Consider the following 24,976-nt stretch of genomic DNA (forward strand, 5'->3'; position numbering starts at 1 on the left):
GGCGAGCCGGCCGCGTCACGCCCGGGGTTGGGCCGCCCGCACCCGCAGCTCCCGGCGCAGATGATCCTGCTGCTCGATCACGAGCCGTCGCAGCGACGCCGGCGCGTCCTCGTTCGCGGCGAGCCATGCATCGACCGCGTCTGGGGCTTCCGCCACGGGGAAGAGGCCGAGCACCAGCCGTCGGGCGATCTCGATGCTCCGTCCCGCCCAGGCGTCGCGGATCCGGGCGAAGTACTCCACGTCGTGCGCGACCGTGAGGTCGCGCCGTGCACCCGCACGGAATCCGCGGATCGTCGCATCCAGATGATCGTTGCTGAGCGACCCGTCGTTCCACGCGGTCTCCCATGCAGCGTCGCGCACCGCAGCGAGCGGACGGGACGCCGCCGCCTCGATCGCCGCCGTGCGCCCGCTGGCCGTGCGGTCACGCACGTGCTCCTCCTCGATCTCGGCGAGGCCCGCGTGTCCTGTCGCGACAAGGGCCGTCAGCAGCGCCCACCGCAGGTCGGGATCAAGTGGCAGGCCCTCCGGCGCCTTCCCGTCGAGCAACGCACGGACGTCCGGCGCGCGGACGTCATCGACCGCCGCCGCGCTCGCGAGGGCGCGGGCCCAGGCCAGCTGTGAGTCACTTCCAGGCTGGGCGGCGCCGAACGCCTTCCAGACGGTCTCGATCCAGGCACGGCGTTCCACGGCGCGATCCGCGACCACGACGAAACGCTCGATCGCGAACGCGGCGTTCAGAAGCACCCCGCCGAGCAGAGCGCTGTCAGACTCGGCCGGCGCGTGTGCACGGACGATGCGGAGATAACGCGCGGCGGGCAGCTCTCCGTCCCGCGTCGCGTTCCACAGCGAGGACCAGACGAGCGCCCGCGAGAGGGGGTCGGCGAGCGCGGAGAGAGATCGCTCCGCCGTGACGAGGGAGACCGGGTCGAGGCGCACTTTGGCGTAGGTGAGGTCGGCATCGTTGATGAGGGTGAGGTCGGCGTATGGGAGAGGGACAGTGATGCGGTCTCCGAGAAGCTCGACGTCACGACGCTCGCGGAGCGCGAGCACGCCCTCGTGCATCTCGTAGAGTCCGATGGTCAAGCGGTGCGGACGTGACACCGACTGCACCAGCACCGCCTGTCCCTCCCTCTCCCCTCCAGGGCGTTCCAGGCTCAGGGTCGTGACGCCGGTGGTCTCGAGCCAGGCGCGCGACCACTCGCGCACGTCGCGACCCGAGCTCGCCTCCAGCTCGACGAGGAGGTCTTCGAGGCTGGTGTTACCGAAGGCGTGCCTGGCGAAGTACCGCCGTACCCCTTCGAAGAACGCGTCCTCGCCGACGAAGGCGACGAGCTGCTTGAGCACCGCGGCGCCCTTGGCGTAGGTGATGCCGTCGAAGTTGAGCTTCGCCGCCTCAAGATCCGGGATGTCGGCGACGATCGGATGGGTGGTCGGAAGCTGGTCCTGCGTGTAGGCCCACGCCTTGCGACGGTTGGCGAAGGACACCCAGGCATCGGTGAACCCGGTCGCTGCGACGGAGGCGTGCGAGCCCATGTAGTCGGCGAACGACTCCTTGAGCCAGAGGTCGTCCCACCATCGCATCGTCACCAGGTCTCCGAACCACATGTGCGCCATCTCGTGCAGTATCGTGTTCGCACGCGCCTGGTGCTGCGCTCGCGTCGCGGCGCCGCGGAAGACGTAGGCCTCGGTGAAGGTGACCAGCCCCGGGTTCTCCATCGCTCCGAGGTTGTACTCGGGCACGAAGACCTGGTCGTACTTCCCCCAAGGGTAGGGATAGGCGAACGCGTCCGCGAAGAAGTCGAGCCCCTGTCGCGTGACCTCGACGATCCGGTCCGCATCCAGGTACTGGGCGAGCGAGGCGCGGCAGAGGACGCCGAGCGGCACCACGAGGTCGCCACGACGCCATTCCTCGTCCACCCGATGGTATGGACCGGCCGCGACACTGGTGATGTAGCTGGAGATCGGGAGCGTGGGAGCGAACTCGACCCGCTGCATGCCCTCCTCCTCGACGGCGGACACGGCGCTCTGGTTGGACAGCACCCGCCATCCCCGCGGCGCGCGGACGACGAACGTATAGGCAGCCTTCATGTCGGGCTGCTCGAAGCAGGCCATGACCCGGCGGGAGTCTGCCGGCTCATACTGGGTGTACAGGTAGGTCGCGCCGTCGACCGGGTCGAGGAACCGGTGCAGGCCCTCGCCGGAGCGGCTGTACTCTCCCACCGCCTCGACGAGGACGATGTTCCGGTCGGCGAGCCCGTGGAGAAGGATCCGAGCGCCGTCCCACCGCACCTCCTGCTCAACACCGTTCACGACCACGCGCCGCACGCTCTCGCCCAGGAAGTCCAGCCAGGTGTGGTCCGAGGTCGCCGAGAACTCCAGCGTGGTCGTGGTGGGGAAGCCACGGCGCCCCTGATCCGTTGCTCCGCTCAGGTCGAGCTCGACGCGGATACGATGGAGGACGATGGCGGCGGATCGCGCCGCCGTCTCTTCCCGGGTGAGGTTCGCAGAGGTCATTCCTCCATCGTTTCATGAGGCCTCAGACCCCCTCGAGCCTCGGCCACTCGGCGGAGGAGCCATGGCAGACTCACGGCATGACCGATTCCCTCTTGCCCGAGCGAAGCCGTATCGTCCAGGAGCACATCCGCGCCGCCGGTCTCGGCTCCGTCGTACGCGAGCTTCCCGACTCCGCCCGCACCGCGGCCGATGCGGCCGTCGCTCTCGGATGTGAGGTCGGCGCGATCGGATCGAGCCTGCTCTTCCTCGTCGACGACGCACCGCTCCTGGTGATGACGAGCGGTGCGCATCGCGTCGACGTCGAGGTCCTCGCCGCGAGCACAGGCGCCAGGACCGCCGCGATGGCGCCGGCGAAGGTGGTCCGAGAGGTGACGGGGCAGGCCATCGGCGGTGTGGCGCCTGTCGGTCATCCTGCTCCGATCCCCACCGTCGTCGATGAGGCGCTGCAGCGGCACGAGACGATCTGGACCGCGGCAGGGACTCCGCACACCGTCATGCCGATGACGTTCGACGAGCTCGTCCGCCTCACCCGTGGCCGCGTCGTGGCGGTCGCCGCCGACGACGTCTCCTCTGCTCCCTCGCCCGGAGAAAGGTAGACCAGGCTAGACCGCGGGGGTCCATCGCAGGCCCGTGTCGCGACCCCGTGCCCCCTCCTAGCCTGTCGGCATGGGAGAGAGAAGACCTGCCGTCGATCCGACCGCCCGCGCTGAGCACACGACGATCTGGGCGGTCTTGCGGCGGCCCGGATTCCTCCTCAGCTCGTGGCCATGGCGCGCTCTCGGATACAGCGTCGTGAGCGTGCTGCGGGCGGTGCTCCTCGTCCCGCTCGTCGTCCTGGCTCTGCCGCTCGCACCCGCTCTCGCGGTCGGCTTCGGCAACGCGGAGCGAGGCCGAGGCAGGATCCTCGGCTACCCTCGCGTTCCCCCCGCGCATGCGCCCGCACCGCACCAGGGCCTGCGGGCGTGGTTCGTGCTGCGCTACGGAGAGAACGCGACCTGGCGTGACACAGCGGCGATGATGATCGCGCTCACGATCTCCGCCTTCCAGCTGCTCGTCCTCGTGTTCCCCGTCACCCTCCTTCTCCTCGCGCTGTCCCTCCCTGGCGGGCTGGCCTTCTACCAAGGGCAGTCGGCGAGGCCCGGCAGTCCTCTCCCACCGGGAGTCCCTCTGCCCGGCGGCGTGAGCGTGCCGATCACGGACGCGTCCGGTGTGGTCCTGGTCTTCGCCGCCGCGGCCCTGTCGTTCGTCGTCGCCGCGTACGTCGGCACCTTTCTGGCCTTCACCGAGGCACGGCTCCTCCGCATGCTCCTCTCCCCCGCAGCAGAGGCCGCGTTGGAGGCCCAGGTCGAGGATCTGCGGCGTTCGCGCTCCGCACTGACGACGGCCGTGGACGCGCAGAGAGCCGACATCGCCCGCTCCCTCCACGACGGCGTCCAACAGCGTCTCGTCGCGGCAGCGGTCCTGGTGGGCACCGCGGAGCTGGAAGCGGGAGAGATGAACGCGGCCGGGGCCGAGACGACGGCACTGGACACCGCGCTCGGGCGAGCGCACGAGGCGATCGATCTCGCTCTGGCGGATCTGCGCACGGCGGTGCGCGGCATCCACCCCACGATCCTCGTCGACCACGGGCTCACCGAGGCCATCCGGGATCTCGCTCGCCCGTTCCCACTTCCGCTCGCCCTCTCCCTCGACCTGGACGGGCGTGTCGGTGCCGCCGCCGAGGCGTGCGCCTTCTACACGGTCAGCGAAGCCCTCACAAACATCACCCGGCATGCCGAGGCACGCTCGGCGTCGGTCGATGTGAGGCGCGACGGAGAGGACCTCGTCGTGACGATCTCCGACGACGGCGGCGGTGGCGCCGACCCCACACGCGGCACCGGTCTGACAGGCCTCGAGGCCCGGGCGGGAAGCGTCGGGGGGACGCTGACCGTCTCGAGCCCCGTGGGAGGGCCGACGCGATTGGTCCTCACTGTTCCTGCTCTCACCGGGGAGGACAGGGGCACGCGGCCCGCACCTCGCCGCTGAGGTTCCCTGCCCGCCCGCGAGAGGGGCCTTTTCGCGATCGCGCCCTCGGCCCCCTCGACCCTCGCCTAGAATCCGGGGGCCATGCATATCATCCTCGCCGACGACACCGTCCTCCTCCGCGACGGGATCGCGGCCATTCTCGAGCGCCAGGGACACAGGGTGACGCCGGTCGGAGACGCAGAGGATCTGCGGGCGGAAGTCCGCCGTGCGTTCGCCGAAGCGGATCCGCCCTCCCTGGTGATCACCGACGTGCGCATGCCTCCGCACTCCACGACCGATGGGATGCAGGCCGCGATCGAACTGCGCGAGGAGCATCCTGGACTGCCGATCCTCGTCCTCTCCGAGTTCATCGCCGGCGCGTATCTCTCCGCGCTCATCGCCGACGGGACGGGCGGCGTGGGCTACCTTCTGAAATCCCGTGTGGGCCATGTCTCCGACTTCCTCGCCAGCATCGAGGTCGTCTGCGCGGGAGGCACCGCGATCGACCCCACCGTCATCCAGCAGCTGTTGCCGGAGCATGCGGCGTCTCCGGTCAACGACCTCACGCCACGGGAACGCGAGGTGCTCCACGCCATGGCACAGGGTGCCTCCAACGCGCAGATCGCCCACTCCCTCGTCGTCTCCGAGGCGGCGATCGCAAAGCACATCGGCAATATCTTCGCCAAGCTGGGACTGACCGAGGACGAGCAGGGACATCGGCGTGTGCACGCCGTCCTCATGTATCTCACGGCCTCTCATGTCTGACCCGGTGGAGGGGTAGAGCAGACGATACCCCGGGTGGTGCAGGCGATACCCCGAAGACTCCACCGGACGTGCCTGTGCTCCGGCGTGCGCATTTCTAGCGTGGAACCATGACAACGAAGACACCCCTGGTGAGCGCGACGGCCTCGGCCTCCCGAGGCGCCGACGCGCCCGTGCTCGAGGCACGCGGTCTGTGCAAGTCCTTCCGTCGCAAGCGTGGCGCGCCGGAGGTCGACGTCTTGCGGGACGTGTCGCTGAGCGTCGGCGACGGCGAGTTCGTCGCGGTCGTGGGCCCGAGCGGCTCGGGCAAGTCGACGCTGCTGTACTGCCTCTCCTCGCTGGAGAAGCCTTCGTCCGGGTCCGTGCGGATCGCGGGCGAAGAGGTGAGCGGGATGTCGAACGCACAGCGGGCGCAGCTCCGCGTGGAGCGCATAGGGTTCGTCTTCCAGCAGTTCAACCTCATCCCGTCCCTCGACGCGCGCGAGAACGTCGCGTTGCCCGCGCGACTCCGCGGAGCCCGCGACGCGGATCAACGCGCCGACGCCGCCCTGAACGCCGTCGGGATGACCATCCGCGCCCGCCATCGTCCCGGCACGTTGTCCGGCGGAGAGCAGCAGCGGGTGGCGATCGCACGCGTGCTCGCGGCCGAACCGGACATCGTCTTCGCCGACGAGCCGACCGGCGCCCTCGACGAGGCGTCGGGGGCGGCCGTGCTCGACCTCCTGGGCCGGCTCGCGACCGACGGGCGGGCGGTCGTCATGGTCACGCACGACCTCGAGGCCGCGAGCCGTGCCGACCGCGTGCTCGTCATCCGCGACGGGCGTCTGCACGCCGATCTCGCCTCCCCGACCAGCGCGCAGATCTGGAACGCGATGACGGCGAAGGGAGAGGGACGGTGAGAACGCTCATCCTCCGCGACCTCCGCGCGCACGTCTCGTCGCGGCTGGGTCCGTTCCTCGCGATCGTCGTCGCGACGATCATCGTCGGCTTCGGCGTGGCCTGGATCGACACCGCCGTGCGGGTCGGAGGCGAGCGAGCACAGACCCTGACCACCACCGGCGTGTCCGTCCTCGTCGGGAGCCTGATCGCCGCGGCGCTCGTGATCGGGGCGGTCATGAAGCTCTCCTCGGGGCTGCGTCAACGCGACTATGCCCTGTGGCAGCTCGCCGGGATCGCTCCGAACGCCGTCAGAAGGATCATCCTCTGGCAGGGGGTCCTCCTCGGCGTGCTCGGCGCGGCGACGGGGTGCATCGGAGCCGCCCTCGTCGCCCCGTCCCTCGGCGCGATGCTGAGCCGGCCTCTGTCGGGTCCCGACCCGCACCTGTCTCTGAGCGTCGGAGGGTTCGCCGTCGTGATCGTCGTCATCGGAGGCGTCACGGCCTTGTCCAGCCTGCCCGCGGCGCGGCGAGCGGCGCGGACTCCGGCCCTCATCGTGCTGAGAGAGCCCGCTCCCTCCCTCGGGCGCATGCGGTGGCTCCAGCTGCTGGCCCTCGTCCTGCTGCTTGCGGCTGTCGCTCTCGTCGTCTCGCGCATGAGGAGCGGAGAACGGGCGGAGATCGTGTACCTCGGCATCCTGCTCGGTCCGCTCGTCGCGGCCGTGCTGTCCGCCGCAGGGCCCGTCGTCTTCCCTCTCGTCCTCAGAGCCTGGACGGCGGTGATCCCCCCTCGGATGTCTGTCGCGTGGTTCCTTGCACGGCGGGGCGCGCAGCTCAAGGCGTTGCAGGCCAGTGCGGGGATCACCGCTCTGCTGCTCGCGCTGACCTTCGCCAGCACCTTCTTCGCAGTGACCGGCACGGCCACGAACGCCGTCGCCCTCACCGGCGAGGTCAGCGCCGACTACTACGCCTTCGGCTCGCCGGCGGCGTTCGCGACGCTCGCCCTGCTCGTCGGAGGTCCTGTTCTGCTGTCCGCCGTCGGGGCGGCGGTCGTCGTCTTCGTCGCCGGCCGCGACAAGAACCGAGAGATCGCGCTGCTCCGGGCATGCGGAGCCCGGCCGCCGAGGATCCTCACCGTCGCCGTGCTCGAGGCCGTCATCCATGCGGTCACCGCGTTCATCCTGGCGCTCATCGCGGTCGGGGCGGCGAGCATGGCCGTCGCCCTCGGGTTCTTGCCACGGACCGAGACCCTCGTCTCGCCGGTCGTGCCCCTGGACATCCTGCTGCCCGCTTTCGGTGTGGCCCTCGTCCTCGTGATCGCCGCGACCCTCCTGCCCACGATCGCCGCCCTGCGCCGAGACGTGCCGGAGGCGCTGTCGGCGACCTGAATCGAGGAAGCCCGGCCCCGCCGACGAGCCGGGACGGCGGCAGCAGCGATCGTCAGCGACCGGCCCCGCGGAGAAGCCGGCGCCAGGCGGCTCCGAGCCGGCACCAGACCCGGACAGCGAGGCTCCTCCCCCGCACGGCCACACGAGGCTTCGCCACGAGCGCGGCCTGCAGCTGCTGCGCCCACTCCCGCGTGACCGCCTCGTCAGAGAACACGCGCGCCCGTTCACGGGCTGCCTCCCGCATGCGCGCCACCTGCTCCTCGGGCAGCCGCTGCAGCGCGAGGATCCGGCCGGCCATCGCCGCTGTGTCCCCCTCGGGAACGAGGTACCCGTTGACCCCGTCGCGGACGAGATCGGCAGGGCCGTACCGGATGTCGTAGGCGATGGGGAGGCAGCCGGCAGCCATCGCCTCGGCGAGGACGAGCGGAAGCCCCTCGGAGGTCGAGGTGAGCAGGCTGAAGTCCGCCTCCGCGAACCGTCGACGGGCGTCGGGGGTGAACCCACGGAGCCGGATCCGCCCCGACGGGCTCTGCGCACGGACGAGCTCGTGCAGAGCCGCCTCGCGCTCCCCCTCGCCGTAGACGTCGAGGACGATCCGATCGTCCTCCGCGATCGCCGCGGCGGCGGCGGTGACGGCATGGTCGACCCGCTTCCGATCGGTCAGAGAGGCGAGCACGACGCCATGACCTCTCTGATGGCCGGATGTGCGCTCCTCGTCCAACGCCACCCCGTTCGGGATCACCTGCACGTTCGCGGCGGTGCCGAGCCCATCGGCCAGGAGGTCATCGCGCTGGCGGGTGGTCAGGAGCACGACCAGGTCGTAGTCCGCGGCGCGGCGCAGCGTGTACTCCCGGGATGCGCGGAGCGTTCCTGGGGCGTCGCCGTCGCGGTGGCCGCCGTGGACGAGATGCGCCGTCACGACGTTGTCCCGGCGGTAGCCCGCGACGAAGCGGGCCGCGGTCTTCGAGTCGACGATGACGAAGCTCGTCTCCTTTCCGGTGAGGCGGTCGAGCCACCACCGGAACAGCTTCCAGCTCGACGACCAGTCTCGGAGCGCGGTGCCGTCCTCCGCGTAGACCACGATCCGTCGCTTTCCTCCCACGACCCGGTCGGTGGCCAGGAGCGAGCCGTCGCGGCGGAAGCGGTCGGCCGCCTCGAACGTCCCGTCCGGTGCACGCCGCTCCCGCAGCAGCACGGTCCCGCCGTCACGGGCGAGCACGTCGTCCTCACGGGCCGGAAGCGGGGCGTCACCGACGACGGCCCGGCCTGACAGCGCCGGGGGCTGGGCGCGCAGATCCTCCCAGACGTTGCGGATCCTCATGCCGTCGACGATCTCGCCGGACTCCCGCATGCGACGCTCGAGGGCCGGATAGTCCGGGCGGTCATCGACCGTCAGCACCTCGACGTCCACGCCCCCGAGTCGCACGAACGCCCTGCTGCGATGGAGGAGGGCGGCCGTCATGCCTCCGTAGTTCTCGGGGATCCCCCAGGTCAGGGCGAAGTGCTTCCCTGACGGGAGCGCAGAAGATGCCGGGCGCATTGAACAGAGCGTACGGGATCAGGATGAGCGGCAGGCGAGCCGTGTGCCCAGGACAGGAGATGCGCGGTGATCAGGAGATGCGCCGAGATCAGAAGAATCCCGTACGGTCCGTCCTGCTCCGGGCAGGTCTCCCGCCCTGGGTCGCCCGTCGGGCCTGCGTCAGCGGCTGGCCTTGATCGGCCAGACGGCGAAGGCGCCGAGGATCGAGAGCGCGATCCCCACGGGGAACAGGCCCCCGTACCCGAAGGCGAGCACGATCGCCCCGGCGACGCCTGGTGCAAGCGTCTGCGGCAGAGTGGCGGCGATGTTGACCACGCCGAGGTCCTTCGCGAACGACTGGGCGGAGGGAAGGACCTCGCTCATGAGGGCCGTGTCGACCGCCTGGAACATCCCGAACCCGAGGCCGGCGATGAAGGTCGCGACCATCCACGCCTCCAGGGTCGGCGAGAGCCACGGGATCAGGAACGCGAGCCCCGTGACCACAGAGGATCCGAAGACGAAAGGCTTACGACGGCCGATCCGATCCGACAGCGGACCCGACACGATCGTCGAGACCAGGATGCCGGCGAGGCTGACCATCCCCAGCAGCGGGATCACGGTCTCAGGCGCGGCGACGTGGAAGTAGTCGGTGAGGAGGAAGAGCTGGTAGCCGGTCACCGCGAAGTAGCCGGTGAACAGCAGGAGGCGCCCGAGGAAGGCCCAGAAGAAATCCGGGTGGGCGATGGGGTTGACCCAGAACGTACGGAGGAACGCGGAGAAGGAGAACGGCTCGACGGGGATCCGTTCGCTCGAGTGGTCCGGGTTGAACATGACGAAGAGCGTGATCACGACGACCGCGATCACCGCGAAGGTGACGTAGCCGGCGGCGATGCTGTTGAAGAAGAGCGAGCCGACGATCTGCCCGCCGAGGGATCCGACCATGAGGCCGATCCCGGACAGGGCGGCGAACGTCCCGCGACGCTTGAGCGGCACCCGATCGGGCATCACCGCCGAGAGCGGGCCCTGCGCGAAGTTGTACGAGACCTGCACGAGCGTCCATGCGATCGCGATCCCGATCAGGGAGTTCGCGAAGGCGAGGCCGACGAGGGCGAGACCGCCGGCGAGCACGCCGATGATCATCCAGGGCGCGCGTCGTCCGAAGCGGGACCGGGTGCGGTCCGACACCTGTCCCGCGATCGGCTGGGCCACCATGGCCGCGAACGCGCCGATCGTGGACACGATCGCGAGGTTGGCGACCTTGTCCTGCTCGCCGAGGGCCTGCGTCACCTGCTGCGGGAGGAGGATGCCGGGCACGGCACCCCAGATGAGGAAGATGCCGAGGTTGGCGGGGATGATCCATCCCAGCAGCCGCCCCAGCCCCTTGCGGGGCGGTGGCGGGTCGTCGTTGCCCGCGGCGGTGCGGACGAACGTCGTCTCCGTGATGGGCGGCTCTACGGGCGGCGGGACGGCAGGGATCAGAGGGTCAGCGGGGATCGGGGGCGTTCCGGACATCGTTGTCGGGTCCTCTCAGGGGGTGGCGGGATGGGCAGGTCGTCAGGATCAGCCGTGCGGCGGGAGATCATCCGGCGGACGGGAGGGCGGAGGCCTCGGGACGCACCGCGGGGGTCCATTCCTCGTAACGCAGCCCGTGTCCGACGAGGAAGGTGGGGGCGGCGGTGTCCGAGGGCACGTCGGGGCGGCTCGCGCGCACGGCGGCCATCGACGACGGCACCTCGAACGGCAGCCGGCCCTGGGGCTCTCCCTCGCCGAAGAGCACGCTCACGAGCGCGTCGTCGCAGGCGCCGTAGTTCGCGATGATCGAGGAGGCCACGTCCACGAGCGGAGCGAGGATCGCGGGGCGGTCCAGGTAGACGTCGAGGATCAGCGGCGCGTGGGCGGCGAGCGCACGCAGCCGCTCGACCTCCTCGGGCGAGAACTCCAGCGAGCCGGCCCGGAAGAACGACTCCAGGTCCGTCCCGTCGCCGCGGGGCTCCCACGGGGCGTCGGTGCGGACGACGATGACGTCGGCGTCTTCCGGGGCGTCGACGACCTCCGCCCAGCCGGCGAAGGCCTCGGGAGCGATCCCCTCCGCGTAGACGGCAGGGTGCCCGGACAGCGGCAGATGCGCCGCGCCCTCGTGGTTCGTCAGCAGCGTGAGCGACCGGATCTGCGCCTGCAGGCCCTCGGCCCGCGCCTCGGCGCCGCCGACCAGGGCGTCCGCCGCGTCGATGTCGACGAGACGGCGCTCGTCGAAGAGGCCGAGGCGGAACTTCTCGCGCAAGAGACGCCGCACCGACACGTCCAGGCGGCTCTCGGGGACCGCTCCGCTCTCGACGAGCCCGGCGAGCACCGCCGGGGTGAACTCGCCGCCGAACTGGTCGACGCCGGCGTCGAGGGCCTTGATCATCCGTTCCTCGTGGCTGAGCATCTCGACGCCCCAGAAGGTCCGCGACAGGATTCCCCAGTCCGTGCAGACGATGCCGTCGAAGCCGAGCTCGTCGCGCAGCAGCCCCTGGATGATCTGCTTGTTGAAGCCGAACCCGACCTCCTCGTACTCGGTCCCCACCGGCATGCCGTAGTAGGGCATCATCTGCGAGACGCCCGCGGCGATCAGCTCACGGAAGGGCTGGAGATGGTGATCGAACATGCCGCCCGGGTACACCTGCTCACGTCCGTAGGAGAAGTGCGGGTCCTCGCCGTCGAGCTGCGGGCCGCCGCCGGGGAAGTGCTTGGCCATCGCCGACACCGAGTCGGTCCCGACGCCGTCGCCCTGCAGACCGCGGACGTAGGCGGCGCCGAGGCGTCCTGCGACCTCGGCACTCTGTCCGAACGTGCCGGACGCCCGTGCCCACCGGGGCTCGGTGGCGAGGTCGATCTGCGGGTGCAGCGCGACCCTGATCCCGACCGCCAGGTACTCGCGGCGCACGACGTCGGCGAAGCGGCGGGTGAGCTCGGCGTCGTCGATCGCGCCGAAGCCGAGGAACTCCGGCCACTGCGAGAACGGCCCCGCGAACATCGCCGCGCCCGGGTTGTTCGAGAACGAATGACGCGGGTCGCTGGAGATCGAGAACGGGATCCCCAGGCCACGCCCGCGCGCCTCCTCCTGGAGCGCGTTGTGCCAGGCGGCGATCTCCCGCGCCGATGGCGCCTGCAGGATGTTCACGTGGGTGATCCCCCGGTCGATGATCGACCGCATGGACGGGGTTCCGAACAGGCCCGGCGCCGAGAAGTCGCCGATGGTCGCCATCGGCTGGAACATCTGTCCTGCCTTGTCGGCGACGGTCATCCGCGCGAGCAGGTCCTCGACGCGCTGGTCGATCGACAGGGTCGGGTCCTGGTACGGGTAGGCGATTTCGCTCATGGGAACTCCTTCGTCCGGCGCGGCCGCCTCGGGCAGGAGGCCTTCCCGACTCAATATCTACACTTGTGTCGGTTTTGTCAAGCACGATGCTAGCGTGGGCCCATGCCCGGCACGAAGGACGCCAGAGAGCGCGGCTACGCGAACGGTCGCGCCCGTCGTGAGGAGATCATCCGGATCGCCTCGGAGTACTTCGCCGAGCGCGGTTTCCTCTCGGCGACGATCCTGGAGATCGCCGCGGTCTGCGGGATCTCCCGCCCAGGGCTCCTGCATCACTTCTCGGACAAGGAGGCGCTGCTCGAGGCGGTGCTCGCGGCGAGAGACGTCGAGGACCGGGAGCGGTTCCGCCCCTACGCCCGCGGCCACGGCGGGATGGGGGTGCTGCGAGGGATGGTCGACCTCGCCGCGCACAACCGGCTGGTCCCCGGCCTCATCGAGCTGTTCGTCCGCCTGTCCTCGGAGGCGTCGGCGCCCGACCATCCCGCGCACGAGTACTTCCGCGACCGCTACGAGCGCATCCGGTCCGGCACGAGCCGGACCCTCGCCGCCGCGATCGCTCACGGCCATCTCCGTCCGGATCTGGACCCGGACGACGCCGCGCTCCGCCTCACCGCGGCCATGGACGGGCTGCAGACGCTCTGGCTCTACGATCGCTCGATCGACATGGCGGGGCGGATCGGGACGATGCTGCGCGAGTGGATGACACCCGAGGGCGAGGCGGCGTTCGACGCGGCCGCCCCGGCACCGACCGAGCCGGCAGCCGTGATCGATCAGCTCCAGCCCGGGTGACCTTCCCCCTTCTGTCCCCTCTCCTTCGGCTCCTTCGGGATAAGGTCGGGCCATGGCGGATCTGCGGGTCGGTTTCCTCGGTGACGGTCACCTCAACGGCGTGCTTCGGCGCACCGTCGAGATGACACGCCCCTATCGGGTGATCGGATCCTTCGGTCGCCAGGACGAGCTTCCCGACGCCACCGAGATGGACGTGATCGTGGAGGCGGCGACGCCGGATGCGGTGCGAGAGCGGGTGCCCGGTGTCTTGGCGGCAGGGATCGACGCGATCCTCCTCTCGGTCGGCGCCCTTGCCGATCCCGAGGTCAGGGCCGGCCTCCTGGCCTCGGTTCCGACGCACGGCGGGCGCGGGCGCCTCATCGCCTGCACCGGCGCGATCGGCGGGATCGATCAGGTCCGTGCCCTCCGAACCGCCGGCCCCCTGCGCGCCCTCTCGATCGAGAGCAGGAAGCTTCCCCAAGTCCTTGTCCAACCGTGGATGACGAAGGACCTTCGGGCCGCCCTCCGCGCGGGCGACGCCGAGATCGTCGTGGCCGACGGTCTCGCCAGCGACGTCGCCCGTCTCTTCCCGTCCTCCGCGAACGTCGCGGCGTCGTTGGCGCTGGCCGGCGACGCCTGGGAGTTCGCGACCGCACGGGTGATCGCCGATCCCGCGGCCGTGGCGACAACACATGAGATCCATGCGGCCGGCGCGATCGGCGAGGTGCGCACGATCGTCACCAACGCGCCATCCCCCGAACGCCCCCGCTCCAGTGCGGTGGTGTCCTGGGCCGCGCTGCGCGCGCTCGACGACTACGCCCGACTCCGTGGGGCGCCTGCTCCGCCCGGTCCGCTCTTCCTCTAGGCCGCTCTCTGCCGCGCCACGCGCCGTCACGCCCCGGGAGGAGGAACTGAGATCCCGGCCGACGCGGCGAAGCCGATATCGTCGTAGCCGACAGCGATCCCGCCGACGAAAGCACCGCCTCATGACAAGCCTCACACCCGAGATCCTCGCCGCGCTGGAGAAGCAGGCGATAGAGCTGCCCTCGTGGGCGTTCGGCAACTCCGGCACGCGATTCAAGGTCTTCGGCTCCCCCGGCACCCCACGTACCCCTTACGAGAAGGTCGCCGATGCCGCACAGGTCCACCGGCTCACCGGCCTCGCCCCGCTCGTGGCCCTCCACATCCCGTGGGACGTGGTGGACGACTTCGCGGACCTCCGCCGGCATGCCGAGGAGCTGGGGGTCTCGCTCGGCACGGTCAACTCCAACACGTTCCAGGACGACGACTACCGCCTCGGTGCTCTCACGCATGAGGAGGAACGGATCCGCCGCAAGGCGATCGACCACCACCTCCGCTGCATCGACGTGATGGACCAGACCGGCAGCCGCGACCTGAAGATCTGGCTCGCTGAAGGGTCGAACTATCCAGGTCAGGCCGACATGCGCGGCCGCCAGGACCGATTGCAGGAGTCGCTGCAGGAGATCTACGCCCGCCTCGGGACGCATCAGCGGCTGGTCCTCGAGTACAAGCTCTTCGAGCCCGCGTTCTACCACACCGACGTCCCGGACTGGGGGACGTCCTTCGTCCAGGTCTCCTCTCTCGGCGAGAGGGCGATGGTGTGTCTCGACACAGGGCACCATGCGCCGGGCACGAACATCGAGTTCATCGTCATGCAGCTGCTGCGCCTCGGGCGCCTCGGGGCGTTCGACTTCAACTCCCGCTTCTACGCCGACGACGACCTCATCGTCGGCGCCGCCGATCCGTTCCAGCTCTTCCGGATCCTCGTCGAGGTGATCCGCGGGGGCGGACTCGGCGATCCCGACGTCTCGTTCATGCTCGACCAGTGCCACAACATCGAGGAGAAGATCCCGGGGCAGATCCGCTCGGTCCTCAACGTGCAGGAGATGATGGCCCGCGCCCTTCTGCTGGACCGCGACGCGCTGACCGCCGCGCAACGCGCCGGTGACGTGCTGGGGGCGAACGCCGTGTTCATGGACGCCTTCCAGACCGACGTCCGGCCCGCACTCGCCGCATGGCGTGAGACGCGCGGTCTTCCTGCCGACCCCCTCGCCGCGCACGCCGCGTCCGGCTACCGCGAGCGGATCGTCGCCGAGCGCGCGGACGGCGTCCCCGCCGGCTGGGGTGCCTGATCCCCGCGACCTGTCCACCTTTCCTCTCGACCACCACGCACGGAGCACGCACATGACCACCCCTCCCGTCGAAGCCCTCATCGCCCGTTCCCGCCGGCTGGGCGCCGATCCCCGCATCACCAACTACGCCGGCGGGAACACCTCCGCGAAGGGCTCCGACACAGACCCGGTCACCGGACAGCCGGTGGAGCTGCTCTGGGTGAAGGGGTCCGGCGGAGACCTCGGCACGCTCACCGAGCAGGGCCTCGCGGTGCTCCGCCTCGATCGTCTGCGCGCCCTCGTCGAGGTCTACACCGGCGAGGAGCACGAGGACGAGATGGTCGCCGCGTTCGACTTCTGCCTGCACGGCAGAGGAGGCGCGGCGCCCTCGATCGACACAGCGATGCACGGGCTGGTGGACGCCGCGCACGTCGATCATCTGCACCCCGACGCGGGGATCGCGATCGCCACGGCCGCCGACGGCGAGGAGCTGACCCGCCGGATCTTCGACGACCTCGTGGCCTGGGTGCCCTGGCGGCGGCCCGGGTTCCAGCTCGGTCTCGACATCGCGGCGATCCGCAGGGAGAACCCGCAGGCGATCGGCACGATCCTCGGCGGGCACGGGATCACCGCGTGGGGCGAGACGAGCGAGGAGGCCGAGGCGAACTCGCGGCGGATCATCGAGACCGCCGAGGAGTACATCGTCAGGCACGGTCGCCCCGATCCCTTCGGCCCCGAGCGGGCCGGATACGGAGCGTTGCCCGTGGCGGAGCGGCATGCCAGGGCCGCGGCGCTGGCTCCGACGATCCGGGGCCTCGTCTCGACGGACGCGCCCATGGTCGGGCACTTCACGGACGTGGCACCAGTGCTGGAGTTCCTCGCCGCAGAGAAGGCGCCCGCCCTCGCGGCTCTCGGGACGAGCTGCCCCGACCATTTCCTTCGCACCAAGGTCCGCCCGCTGCTTCTCGACCTCCCCGCGACGGCCACCGTCGAGGAGCAGCTGACCCGCCTGCACGAGCTTCACGACGCGTACCGTGCCGACTATCAGGCCTACTACGACGCGCATGCGACGGCCGAGAGCCCGGCGATCCGCGGAGCCGACCCCCTCATCGTCCTCGTCCCCGGCGTCGGCATGTTCAGCTACGGCGCGAACAAGCAGACCGCGCGGGTGGCGGGCGAGTTCTACCTGAACGCGATCACCGTGATGCGCGGAGCAGAGGCGCTGTCGACGTATTCCCCCATCTCCGACGCGGAGAAGTTCCGCATCGAGTACTGGGCACTGGAAGAGGCCAAGCTCCGACGGATGCCGAAGCCCAAGAGCCACCAGGGCCGTGTCGCGTTCGTCACCGGCGCCGCCTCGGGCATCGGCAAGGCCGTCGCCACCCGGCTCGCCGCCGACGGCGCCTGCGTCGTGGTCGCCGACCTCGACCTCGGCAAGGCCCAGGCCGTCGCCGCCGAGCTCGGCTCGACCGACGTGGCGATCGGGATCGCCGCGAACGTCGCCGACGACGACGCCGTACGCGCGGCACTGGACGCCGCCGTGCTCGCCTTCGGAGGCGTGGACCTCGTGGTCAACAACGCGGGCCTGTCGCTCTCCAAGCCGCTCCTGGAGACCACGGAGGCGGACTGGGATCTGCAGCACGACGTGATGTCCAAGGGGTCCTTCCTCGTTTCGCGCGCCGCCGCGGCGATCCTGCGGGAACAGGGCATGGGTGGCGACATCATCTACATCTCGTCGAAGAACAGCGTCTTCGCCGGCCCGAACAACATCGCCTACTCCGCGACCAAAGCCGATCAGGCCCACCAGGTGAGACTGCTCGCGGTGGAGCTCGGCGCGTACGGCATCCGCGTCAACGGCATCAACCCGGACGGCGTCGTCCGCGGCTCCGGCATCTTCGCCTCCGGCTGGGGTGCGGACCGCGCGGCCACCTACGGCGTCAAGGAGGAGGAGCTCGGCCAGTTCTACGCGAACCGCACGATCCTCAAGCGCGAGGTCGTGCCGGAGAACGTCGCCGACGCCGTGTCGGTGCTGACCGGTCCCGAGCTGAGCCGCACGACCGGACTCCACATCCCCGTGGACTCCGGCGTCGCCGCGGCCTTTCTCCGATGAGCCGCGCGGGCGGAGCCGTCGCGGCGGTCGACCTGGGCGCGACGAGCGGCAGGGTGATGATCGGCAGAGTGACGTCCACCCGTGTGACCCTGGAGCCGGTCGCCCGGTTCCCGCACGAGTCGGTCCGCCGGGACGACGGGCTGCACTGGGACTTCGCAGCCCTCTCCGGCCATGTGCTCGACGGCCTGGCAGAGGCCATGCGGCGAGAACCCGCCCTGACCAGCGCGGGGATCGACTCCTGGGCTGTCGACTACGGTCTCCTCCAGGCCGGCGAGCTGCTCGGCGAGCCCTTCCACTACCGTGATGAGCGGACCGCACACGGAGTCGAACGGGTGCACGCCCATCTGCCGTTCCCCGCTCTGCACGCGCGCAACGGCCTCCAGTTCCTGCCGTTCACGACGCTGTATCAGCTGGCGGCGGATCCGCTCCTCCCCCGGGCGGACACGCTGCTGCTGATCCCTGACCTGCTCGTTCACCTCCTCACCGGCGCTCGCGCCGCCGAGCGGACAAACGCGTCGACGACCGGCCTGCTCCGGGCAGACGGCACCGGCTGGGACGTGGAGCTGGCCGAGGAGGTGGGCATCCCCGCCGGGCTCCTGCCCCCGCTGATCGATCCCGGCGACCGGATCGGAGCCGTCCGCGCTGAGGCGGCTCGGCACATCGGCGCCGCGCTCCCGGTCGTGGCGGTCGGCTCGCACGACACAGCCTCGGCCGTCGCGGCCACACCGCTCTCCTCCCCCGGCTCCGCATACATCTCCTGCGGCACCTGGGGGCTGGTCGGGGTAGAGCTGACGGCGCCGGTGCGCTCCGACGCCGCTCGCGACGCGGGGTTCACGAACGAGCGCGGCGTCGACGGACGGATCCGGTTTCTCCGCAACGTCGCCGGTCTCTGGCTGCTGAGCGAGTCCGTACGCGCGTGGGAGGAGCGAGAGGGCGCCCCGATCGACCTCCGCCTCCTGCTCGACGAGGCGGAGTCGCTGCCGGCCGGCGGCCCGCTGTTCGACGCGAACCACCCTTCGCTCGCCGCACCGGGCGACATGCCCGCGCGTATCGCGGCCCTGCTGCGTGAGGCGGGCGACGCGGTCCCCTCGACACGGGCGGCGTTCACCCGCTGCGTCGTGGAGAGCATCGCGGCGGCCTTCGCCGAGGCCGTCGCTGCCGTCGCCCGCCTGACCGGGCGCTCCCTCGATCGGCTGCACCTCGTCGGCGGCGGCTCGCTCAACCGCCTGCTGTGCCGCGCGACGGCCCGGCGGACCGGGCTTCCCGTCCTCGCGGGCCCCATCGAGGCGACGGCTCTCGGAAACGTGCTGGTCCAGGCGCGCGCCCACGGCTGGCTGGGAGCGGGCGCGACTCTGGAAGACCTGCGGGCTCTCGTAGCCGCGTCGTTCCCGCCGGTGCGTTTCGACCCCGAGGACGAGAGCTGAACTGGTCGGGACCGTGAGCCGTCCCGAGCGCCGAGATCTTTCGGCGCCGCTCAGACCGCGGCGATCCCGCGCAGGACGATCTGGACCATGGCCTCCACCCTCTCCCGGTCCAGCGGGCGGCCGCGCAGAGCCGCGTAGGACGCCACGGCGATGAACTGCTCGGCGAGGACGGTCGCATCGACGCCTGCCCGCACTTCGCCCGCCGCGCGGGCCGTGTCGATCCGTTCGACGATCCCCTCGGCGATGGGCCCGGCGAAGCGCTCGTTCAGCGCGGCTCCGAGAACCGGATCCGCCGCGGTCACGGCGATCAGCGCCCGGGCCACGGCAAGCCCTCCGGGTTGCACGAGCCCGTCGGACACCGCCGTGAACCAGGCCCGCAGGTCCGCCGCGAGGTCCGTGGTCGCCGGGACCGGATCGGTGGCGCCGGGCAGCGTGCCCTCCAGCAGCGCCTCGCCGAGGATCGCCGCCTTCGAAGGCCACCACCGGTAGATCGTCTGCTTCGAGACCCCGGCCTCGGCGGCCAGCCCCTCGATCGTGACGGCCTCGTACCCCTCTGCCGTGAGCGCACGCCGCATCGCGGCCAGCACCGACTGGCGGATCTTCTCACTGCGCGGACGAGGCACCCCCCGAGCGTATCGAGGTGTAGCCTGATCAATAAATGGACGCTACGTTGCGAAATTCGGGCACGGCGTCCGCTCAGTGAACGGAGACACCATGGCCCTGACCGCGCACTCCTCCATCGGGGACTGGCTGAACGACCCGACCGGCGGCGACCTCATCCGCGGGCTGCTGGCCCGATCCGGCGCGGACCCCGACTCCCTCACCCCCGTTCTCGGACTGCCCCTGCAGCAGCTCGTGGCGATGAGTCAGGGGGCCATGCCGCAGTCCGTCGTCGACGACCTGGTCCGCGCGGCGAACGGCGGCGAGATCCCTGCCGACGCGGGAGAGACGGGATGGACGGAGCGGGTCACCCCCGGGCGTTTCGCCGGGAAGACGGTCATCGTGACCGGCGCGGCCTCGGGCATCGGGCGGGCCACCGCCTCGCGGATCGCCCGTGAGGGCGGCAGGGTGGTCGCCTGCGACATCGACGCGGACAGGCTCGACGCGCTCCGGGCCGAGCTCCCTGACGCCGTCGTGGTGACGGTCGCCGGCGATCTCACCCAGCAGGAGGCGATCGACCGCGTCGTCGCCGCGGCGGGAGGGCGGATCGACGGCCTCGCCAACGTCGCCGGCATCAACGACGACTTCTCACCGGCCGGCGAGACCTCCGACGCGACCTGGGACCGGGTCATCGCCATCAACCTCACCGCGCCGTTCAAGCTCATGCGCGCGGTGCTCCCCACGATGGAGGCGGCGGGGCGCGGCGTGATCCTGAACGTATCGAGCGAGGCGGGTCTCCGTGGCAACGCCTCGGGCAACGCCTACACCGCGAGCAAGCACGGGATCATCGGCGTCACCAGGTCGGCCGCGTTCATGTACGGCCCGAAGGGCATCAGGATCAACTCCGTCGCCCCGGGAGGCGTCGCCACCGGCATCCCGATGCCTCCGCACATGTCGGAGTATGGCTCTGCACGGCTCGCCCCGTTCCAGCAGGCGATCCCGACCGTCGCGACGGCCGAGCATCTGGCCGCCTCGATCACCTTCCTGCTCTCGGACGACGCCGTCAACGTCAACGGCGCGATCCTCGCCTCCGACGGCGGGTGGTCCGTGCAGTAGCCCTTCGCGAGACGGAGTCAGGACACGGGGACGAGCACCCCAGGGCGGTTGCGACGCAGTCCCCGTGACCGCAGGGCCGCGAATCCGGCGGCGATCTCGGGGATAGGGAGACTGTTCACGTCGTCCAGCGTGGCGCGGAGCTCGGCCGGGATCGCGCCGACGCCGGAGAAGGCCCCGCAGATCCCCCCGACGACCGCGCCGATCGTGTCGGTGTCCCCGCCGAGGTTGGCCGCGAGGAGTGCGGACCGATGCGGGTTCCCCTCCGCGAGGACGAACAGCCCGATCGCGGTGGGAACCGTGTCAGTGGTCGCCACGCTGGCGCCGGCGACCTCGTACAGGTCTCGAAGGGCCTGGTCGTCGTCGCGGGCGGCCCGGACGAGCGAGACGGCGAGATCGATCCGACGGGCGATGGATGGCGCGACCACAGGGTAGCCGCGGCGCGCACCCGCCCTCGCGCCGGCGAGGGCGGCCGCGACGACCGTGTCGACCGCGGCAGGATCGCCCGGATCGGCAGCGACCGCCGCGGCCACGGCGGCGGCCACGGCGGCCGCTCCGCTGATCGCGACGTCGGTCCGGTGGCTCATCGCGGCTGAGGCCTCCACCCGGTCCACGAGGTCGTCGAGGTCATCGAGCCGGGAGACGAGGCCCACCGGCGCGATACGCATGGCCGCACCGTTGGTCTCCCCCGCACGGCCGGTCTCCCACAGCGACTCGCCCCGGCGGAGGCGGTCGATCGCCCTGGCCGAGCTCGGGCCGAGGAAGTTGCCCTCGCTGGCCCCCACCCGGTCCGCCCACGCGACCAGATGCCGCGCGACGGTCTCCGGCACGACGTCGCCGTCCTCCTCAAGGATCGCCTCGGCGAGCATCAGGGTCTGCTGCGTGTCATCGGTGACCTCGCCCGCGACGAACCCGTCGACGACGAAATGCCCGTCGGGTCCGGGGAGGAACCGGTCGATGCGTCCGAAATGCTCGAGGACGCGGGCGCGGGGCCACAGTTCCCCCGGCATCCCCATCGCGTCGCCCAGCGCCACCCCGTAGAGGCAGCCGAGTGCCTTGTCGAGCGCGTTCGATTCCGTCGTGGTCATGTGCTCTCTCCTTCGATGGGGCGCCTGCAGCCGTTCACAGTGCACCGATCCTCTGCACGCCGGCGACGATCGCCGCGGCGAGCACGACGACGAGCACGACGATCGCGATCCAGTCGCGGGCGGTCATACGCAGCGCGTACAGGGCGGTAGGCCTCCTGGTCGCGCCCCAGCCGCGGTTGATCATCGCGGCGGCGAGGTCGTCACTCATCCGGATGCCGCTCGTCAGCAGCGGCACCATCACCGGCACGAAAGCACGGATCCGACGGATCATCCCGCCCTCGTCGATGCGAGCACCGCGAGCGCGCTGGGCGTCGAGGACCTGATCGGCACGCTGCTGCATCGTCGGGATGAAGCGGAGCGCCGTCATCACGATGAAGACGATGACGTGCGGGACGCGCGCCTGCCTCATCGCGGCGACGAAGTCATCGATCGGGGTGGTGAAGAGCAGCAGCGTCGTCACCAACACCATCGTCACGATCCGCAGCCCCAGACTCACCCCGTAGGAGAGACCGCCGACGGTGAGCGGCAGGACGCCGTCAGGGAAGGAGAAGAGGACGACGCCGCTCGCCGGATCCGATGCCGTCTCCGGCCGGAAGCCGTACGCCGCGAAGATCGCGACGATGACCACGATCACCGCCAGGGGCGCGAGAGTCCTCAGCACCCGTCCGATGCCGATCCCCGCCCACATGGTCAGACCGACCGCGAGCGCGGCGAGGGCGAGGTTGAACTCCCAGCGTCCGAAGAGGAAGGTCATGACGAGGATGACCGCGAAGCCGAACAGCTTCGCACGGACGTCCAGCCTGTGCAGCAGCGAATCGCCCGGCTGATACTCAATGCGCATCGCTCGCCTCCTTCTGCGCCTCGAACAGCTCCAGGTACTCCGCCGGCGTGGTCACCGTGTCCCGCGCACCGAGATCGCGCGCAAGGGTCGTCACCTGCGGTGGGACGAGATTGCCGCGCCGCAGGAGGTCCTCCGAGCCGAAGAGCTCCCGCGGAGTGGTGTCGGCGATCATCCGCCCACCCGCGAACAGCAACGCCCGCCGCGCGTGCTCGGCGACGAGCGTCATGTCGTGCGTGATCATGAGCACCGTGTGTCCGCCCGCGTTCAGGTCGCTGATGAGCTCGAGCATCGAGGCCGCACCCGCATGGTCCTGACCGGTGGTCGGCTCATCGATCACAAGCACCTCGGGCTCGAGAGCGAGCACGCTCGCGACCGCGAGGCGCTGCCGCTGCCCTTTGCCCAGGGTGAAGGGGTGACGGTCGGCCAGGCCGCTCATGTCCACCCGCTCCAGGACCGCGTCGACGCGGGCGGCGATACGATCCGCGTCCCACCCTTGGTTCTTGAGCCCATAGCCGACCTCGTCACGCACACTGTTGGCGAAGATCTGGTGGTCCGGATTCTGGAACACGTAACCGACGTGGGTCGCGAGCCGTCCGATCGCGACGCCGGCGGAGTCCTCGCCCGCGATGCGCAGCAGCCCCCTGGTCGGGCGCAGAAGACCATTGAGGTGCCGAGCGAAGGTGGTCTTCCCCGCGCCGTTCCGGCCCAGCACGGCGACGAACTCTCCCGCGCGGATCCGCACGTCGACGTCGGCGAGCGCCTCCACACCGCCCGGGTAGACGTGGCCGAGTCCCTCGGCCTCAACCACGACCTCTCCCGACGGCGCCTCGCTCTCCTTCTCGGGGAGACTCACCCATGCGTCGCCGAACCGCGGGAGCGTCGCGCTCGCCTCGGCGAGGGTGACCGGGATGCTCCCGTCATACCGGCCGCGCTCGCGGAGCGCGATCGCGACCTCCGACACCTGGGGCGCACGCAGCCGCGCCGCCGAGACGGCCCCGTCATCCGCGAAGAACCCCGCGGGAGGCCCGTCGTAGACCACCCGGCCGGTGTCGAGCACCAGCAAGCGATCGGCCCATTCGGCGATGATCTCCGGCTCGTGGTCGATCACCACGAGCGAGGTCTCTCCGTCTGCGCTCAGGCGCTTGACGACCTCGAAGACCTCGGCCGTCGCCTGCGGGTCCAGCTCGCTCGTCGGCTCGTCGAGGACGAGGATCCCGGGACGCATGGCGATGACCCCCGCGATGGCGAGCCGCTGCTTCTGCCCACCCGAGAGAGCCGTCGCGTCGCGCTCCTCGAGTCCGCCCATGCCGACCATCCCCAGCGCCTCGCCGGCGCGTTCGAGCACGATCGCCTTCGGCAGCCCGAGGTTGGCGGGACCGACCGCGGCGTCGCCGAGGACCGTCTGACCCGTGATCTGCGTCTCCGGATCCTGCATCACGAGCCCCACGCGCCGCACGATCTCGGTGACCGGCGCCTGCGCAGTGTCGAGGCCGCCGACGCGCACGCCGCCGTGCATCTGGCCATGGTGGTGATGCGGGATGAGGCCGTTCAGCGCCATAGCGAGCGTGGACTTGCCCGCCCCTGTCGCGCCCATCACGGCCAGCCGCTCGCCACGCCGCAGTCCCGTGCTGATCGCGGCCAGCTGCCACGCCCCTGACCCCTGGTAGCTGAAGCTGAAGCCCGACACCTCGATCGCGTCGTCGGTCATGAGAGCACCCCCAGATCTGCTCGGGGAAGATCTGCCGGAATCGCGGCCAGGACGGACGGCATCGCGTCCTGCCGCACCGAGACGAGCACACAGCTGGCCGGCCCTCCGCTGCGACGCAGGTCCACGCCGTGGCCTTCGGCCGGCCGCCATTCGAGTCCGTTCGTCCTGGCCAGCACGTCGGCCTCGTACCCGACGCCCTTGGAGCCGACGGGGAGCGCGTCGCTCACGCCGTCCAGGGCGAGCACGGCGGCGAGGGTCGGCAGAGAGACCATCCGCGGGTCCCCGATCTCGATCCGATCCTCCGGCGCGCTGGTGGGCTGCCCGAGGAGGAGGACACGCTCGCCGGACGATGCGGTGCCCGCACGCAGCGCGCCCGCCGTCGCAAGCACCGTGACACCGATGCCGGTGGCCGCGGAGGGCACGTTGTCCTCGGTGCTTCCGGTCACACGTTCGGGACCGAGACCGAGCGACGCCGCCAGGGCGAGCAGCTCGGCGATCATCTCGGCGCCCGTCGGGTCGAGCTCCACGCTCAGGGTGTCGACGATGATCTCCGGTGTCGCGCCGGCGGCCATCGCCTCGACGAGGGGAACGCGCGCCGCGAAGTGGGCGACCGTGCGCGCGTCGGCCGCGTAGGCGTCGGCGCTCTTCGGTCCGATCGAGCCCACGGAGTCGCAGGCGATGACCCAGGTGGGGCCTTCCGCAGCGTCCACGACGGTGAGGTCGCGGACCCTGCGCACGGTGAGGGAGGTCTGGGACATCGCTCTGTGGCCCG

General features: G+C 70.8%; 20 protein-coding genes. 11 read left to right on the forward strand and 9 right to left on the reverse strand.

The genetic code is table 11. The annotated features are described in order from the left end of the window. Positions 1-15: 15 nt before the first annotated feature. A complete protein-coding gene (gene pepN, locus ACP15J_RS02900) occupies positions 16-2,514 on the reverse strand; it encodes an aminopeptidase N (protein WP_424935551.1) in 2,499 nt (832 codons plus the stop codon). A gap of 77 nt (positions 2,515-2,591) precedes the next feature. Here pepN and ACP15J_RS02905 point away from each other — a divergent pair, with 77 nt between their 5' ends. The 5 genes from ACP15J_RS02905 to ACP15J_RS02925 all read left to right on the forward strand — a co-directional run bounded on the left by ACP15J_RS02905 (position 2,592) and on the right by ACP15J_RS02925 (position 7,543). Continuing rightward, positions 2,592-3,110: a YbaK/EbsC family protein gene (locus tag ACP15J_RS02905; protein ID WP_424935550.1), complete on the forward strand. Its 519-nt coding sequence runs from the start codon at positions 2,592-2,594 to the stop codon at positions 3,108-3,110. Positions 3,111-3,180: 70 nt separating this feature from the next. Then, complete coding sequence (locus tag ACP15J_RS02910) at positions 3,181-4,539, forward strand: sensor domain-containing protein (RefSeq protein WP_424935549.1); 1,359 nt, start codon at positions 3,181-3,183, stop codon at positions 4,537-4,539. 81 nt (positions 4,540-4,620) lie between these two features. After that, complete coding sequence (locus ACP15J_RS02915; protein WP_424935548.1) at positions 4,621-5,283, forward strand: LuxR C-terminal-related transcriptional regulator; 663 nt, start codon at positions 4,621-4,623, stop codon at positions 5,281-5,283. A gap of 107 nt (positions 5,284-5,390) precedes the next feature. Next, entirely contained in the window at positions 5,391-6,179 is a 789-nt protein-coding gene (locus tag ACP15J_RS02920; protein ID WP_424935547.1) for an ABC transporter ATP-binding protein, read from the forward strand. Continuing rightward, the gene (locus ACP15J_RS02925) at positions 6,176-7,543 is read left to right on the forward strand and encodes an FtsX-like permease family protein (protein WP_424935546.1); all 1,368 of its coding nucleotides are present in this window, start codon (positions 6,176-6,178) and stop codon (positions 7,541-7,543) included. The genes ACP15J_RS02920 and ACP15J_RS02925 overlap by 4 nt, the downstream gene beginning before the upstream one ends. 52 nt (positions 7,544-7,595) lie before the next feature. Here the strand turns inward: ACP15J_RS02925 and ACP15J_RS02930 are convergent, their stop codons facing one another. From ACP15J_RS02930 to ACP15J_RS02940, 3 genes are all read right to left on the reverse strand, one after another. After that, positions 7,596-9,083: a glycosyltransferase gene (locus tag ACP15J_RS02930; protein ID WP_424935545.1), complete on the reverse strand. Its 1,488-nt coding sequence runs from the start codon at positions 9,081-9,083 to the stop codon at positions 7,596-7,598. Positions 9,084-9,242: 159 nt separating this feature from the next. After that, positions 9,243-10,574 carry an MFS transporter gene (locus ACP15J_RS02935; protein ID WP_424935544.1) on the reverse strand — a complete coding sequence of 444 codons (1,332 nt, stop codon included), beginning with the start codon at positions 10,572-10,574 and terminating at the stop codon, positions 9,243-9,245. Between the two features lie 67 nt (positions 10,575-10,641). Continuing rightward, positions 10,642-12,423 (reverse strand): glycoside hydrolase family 3 protein, encoded by a 1,782-nt coding sequence (locus tag ACP15J_RS02940; RefSeq protein ID WP_424935543.1) that lies wholly within the window; start codon positions 12,421-12,423, stop codon positions 10,642-10,644. A 102-nt stretch (positions 12,424-12,525) separates the two neighbouring features. Between ACP15J_RS02940 and ACP15J_RS02945 the strand changes: the two genes are divergently transcribed. The 5 genes from ACP15J_RS02945 to ACP15J_RS02965 all read left to right on the forward strand — a co-directional run bounded on the left by ACP15J_RS02945 (position 12,526) and on the right by ACP15J_RS02965 (position 18,854). Continuing rightward, positions 12,526-13,209 carry a TetR family transcriptional regulator gene (locus tag ACP15J_RS02945; RefSeq protein WP_424935542.1) on the forward strand — a complete coding sequence of 228 codons (684 nt, stop codon included), beginning with the start codon at positions 12,526-12,528 and terminating at the stop codon, positions 13,207-13,209. 52 nt (positions 13,210-13,261) lie between these two features. Next, positions 13,262-14,053 (forward strand): aspartate dehydrogenase domain-containing protein, encoded by a 792-nt coding sequence (locus ACP15J_RS02950; RefSeq protein WP_424935541.1) that lies wholly within the window; start codon positions 13,262-13,264, stop codon positions 14,051-14,053. A gap of 121 nt (positions 14,054-14,174) precedes the next feature. Beyond that, complete coding sequence (gene rhaI, locus ACP15J_RS02955; RefSeq protein ID WP_424935540.1) at positions 14,175-15,341, forward strand: L-rhamnose isomerase; 1,167 nt, start codon at positions 14,175-14,177, stop codon at positions 15,339-15,341. A 52-nt stretch (positions 15,342-15,393) separates the two neighbouring features. Next, a complete protein-coding gene (locus ACP15J_RS02960) occupies positions 15,394-17,430 on the forward strand; it encodes a bifunctional aldolase/short-chain dehydrogenase (protein ID WP_424935539.1) in 2,037 nt (678 codons plus the stop codon). Beyond that, on the forward strand, positions 17,427-18,854 hold the full coding sequence (locus ACP15J_RS02965) for a rhamnulokinase (protein WP_424935538.1): 1,428 nt from the start codon (positions 17,427-17,429) through the stop codon (positions 18,852-18,854). The genes ACP15J_RS02960 and ACP15J_RS02965 overlap by 4 nt, the downstream gene beginning before the upstream one ends. Positions 18,855-18,904: 50 nt before the next feature. On the opposite strand, the gene ACP15J_RS02970 is transcribed toward ACP15J_RS02965, so the two are convergent. Beyond that, a complete protein-coding gene (locus tag ACP15J_RS02970) occupies positions 18,905-19,477 on the reverse strand; it encodes a TetR/AcrR family transcriptional regulator (RefSeq protein ID WP_424935537.1) in 573 nt (190 codons plus the stop codon). Between the two features lie 91 nt (positions 19,478-19,568). Between ACP15J_RS02970 and ACP15J_RS02975 the strand changes: the two genes are divergently transcribed. Then, entirely contained in the window at positions 19,569-20,570 is a 1,002-nt protein-coding gene (locus tag ACP15J_RS02975) for an SDR family NAD(P)-dependent oxidoreductase (RefSeq protein ID WP_424935536.1), read from the forward strand. A 17-nt stretch (positions 20,571-20,587) separates the two neighbouring features. Here ACP15J_RS02975 and ACP15J_RS02980 read toward each other — a convergent pair whose 3' ends face one another. The 4 genes from ACP15J_RS02980 to ACP15J_RS02995 are packed head-to-tail and all read right to left on the reverse strand — an operon-like array spanning position 20,588 to position 24,962. Beyond that, positions 20,588-21,655 carry an ADP-ribosylglycohydrolase family protein gene (locus tag ACP15J_RS02980; protein ID WP_424935535.1) on the reverse strand — a complete coding sequence of 356 codons (1,068 nt, stop codon included), beginning with the start codon at positions 21,653-21,655 and terminating at the stop codon, positions 20,588-20,590. Between the two features lie 34 nt (positions 21,656-21,689). Continuing rightward, positions 21,690-22,496: an energy-coupling factor transporter transmembrane component T family protein gene (locus ACP15J_RS02985; protein ID WP_424935534.1), complete on the reverse strand. Its 807-nt coding sequence runs from the start codon at positions 22,494-22,496 to the stop codon at positions 21,690-21,692. After that, a complete protein-coding gene (locus tag ACP15J_RS02990) occupies positions 22,486-24,204 on the reverse strand; it encodes an ABC transporter ATP-binding protein (RefSeq protein ID WP_424935533.1) in 1,719 nt (572 codons plus the stop codon). The genes ACP15J_RS02985 and ACP15J_RS02990 overlap by 11 nt, the downstream gene beginning before the upstream one ends. Beyond that, positions 24,201-24,962: a hypothetical protein gene (locus tag ACP15J_RS02995; RefSeq protein ID WP_424935532.1), complete on the reverse strand. Its 762-nt coding sequence runs from the start codon at positions 24,960-24,962 to the stop codon at positions 24,201-24,203. Before ACP15J_RS02995 ends, ACP15J_RS02990 begins: the two co-directional genes overlap by 4 nt. Between the last annotated feature and the right edge of the window lie 14 nt (positions 24,963-24,976).

Origin of the sequence: Microbacterium sp. S308A+ (assembly GCF_049800815.1) — a bacterium.
In the GTDB taxonomy this organism is placed as follows: Bacteria; Actinomycetota; Actinomycetes; order Actinomycetales; family Microbacteriaceae; genus Microbacterium.

Excerpts from the sequence above, each read along its gene's own strand:
- ACP15J_RS02940 (WP_424935543.1), bottom strand. The coding sequence starts at position 12,423 with ATGAGCGAAATCGCCTACCCGTACCAGGACCCGACCCTGTCGATCGAC.
- rhaI (WP_424935540.1), top strand. The coding sequence starts at position 14,175 with ATGACAAGCCTCACACCCGAGATCCTCGCCGCGCTGGAGAAGCAGGCG.
- ACP15J_RS02910 (WP_424935549.1), top strand. The coding sequence starts at position 3,181 with ATGGGAGAGAGAAGACCTGCCGTCGATCCGACCGCCCGCGCTGAGCAC.
- ACP15J_RS02945 (WP_424935542.1), top strand. The coding sequence starts at position 12,526 with ATGCCCGGCACGAAGGACGCCAGAGAGCGCGGCTACGCGAACGGTCGC.
- ACP15J_RS02980 (WP_424935535.1), bottom strand. The coding sequence starts at position 21,655 with ATGACCACGACGGAATCGAACGCGCTCGACAAGGCACTCGGCTGCCTC.
- pepN (WP_424935551.1), bottom strand. The coding sequence starts at position 2,514 with ATGACCTCTGCGAACCTCACCCGGGAAGAGACGGCGGCGCGATCCGCC.
- ACP15J_RS02905 (WP_424935550.1), top strand. The coding sequence starts at position 2,592 with ATGACCGATTCCCTCTTGCCCGAGCGAAGCCGTATCGTCCAGGAGCAC.
- ACP15J_RS02995 (WP_424935532.1), bottom strand. The coding sequence starts at position 24,962 with ATGTCCCAGACCTCCCTCACCGTGCGCAGGGTCCGCGACCTCACCGTC.
- ACP15J_RS02915 (WP_424935548.1), top strand. The coding sequence starts at position 4,621 with ATGCATATCATCCTCGCCGACGACACCGTCCTCCTCCGCGACGGGATC.
- ACP15J_RS02965 (WP_424935538.1), top strand. The coding sequence starts at position 17,427 with ATGAGCCGCGCGGGCGGAGCCGTCGCGGCGGTCGACCTGGGCGCGACG.
- ACP15J_RS02990 (WP_424935533.1), bottom strand. The coding sequence starts at position 24,204 with ATGACCGACGACGCGATCGAGGTGTCGGGCTTCAGCTTCAGCTACCAG.
- ACP15J_RS02960 (WP_424935539.1), top strand. The coding sequence starts at position 15,394 with ATGACCACCCCTCCCGTCGAAGCCCTCATCGCCCGTTCCCGCCGGCTG.
- ACP15J_RS02950 (WP_424935541.1), top strand. The coding sequence starts at position 13,262 with ATGGCGGATCTGCGGGTCGGTTTCCTCGGTGACGGTCACCTCAACGGC.
- ACP15J_RS02935 (WP_424935544.1), bottom strand. The coding sequence starts at position 10,574 with ATGTCCGGAACGCCCCCGATCCCCGCTGACCCTCTGATCCCTGCCGTC.
- ACP15J_RS02975 (WP_424935536.1), top strand. The coding sequence starts at position 19,569 with ATGGCCCTGACCGCGCACTCCTCCATCGGGGACTGGCTGAACGACCCG.
- ACP15J_RS02930 (WP_424935545.1), bottom strand. The coding sequence starts at position 9,083 with ATGCGCCCGGCATCTTCTGCGCTCCCGTCAGGGAAGCACTTCGCCCTG.
- ACP15J_RS02920 (WP_424935547.1), top strand. The coding sequence starts at position 5,391 with ATGACAACGAAGACACCCCTGGTGAGCGCGACGGCCTCGGCCTCCCGA.
- ACP15J_RS02985 (WP_424935534.1), bottom strand. The coding sequence starts at position 22,496 with ATGCGCATTGAGTATCAGCCGGGCGATTCGCTGCTGCACAGGCTGGAC.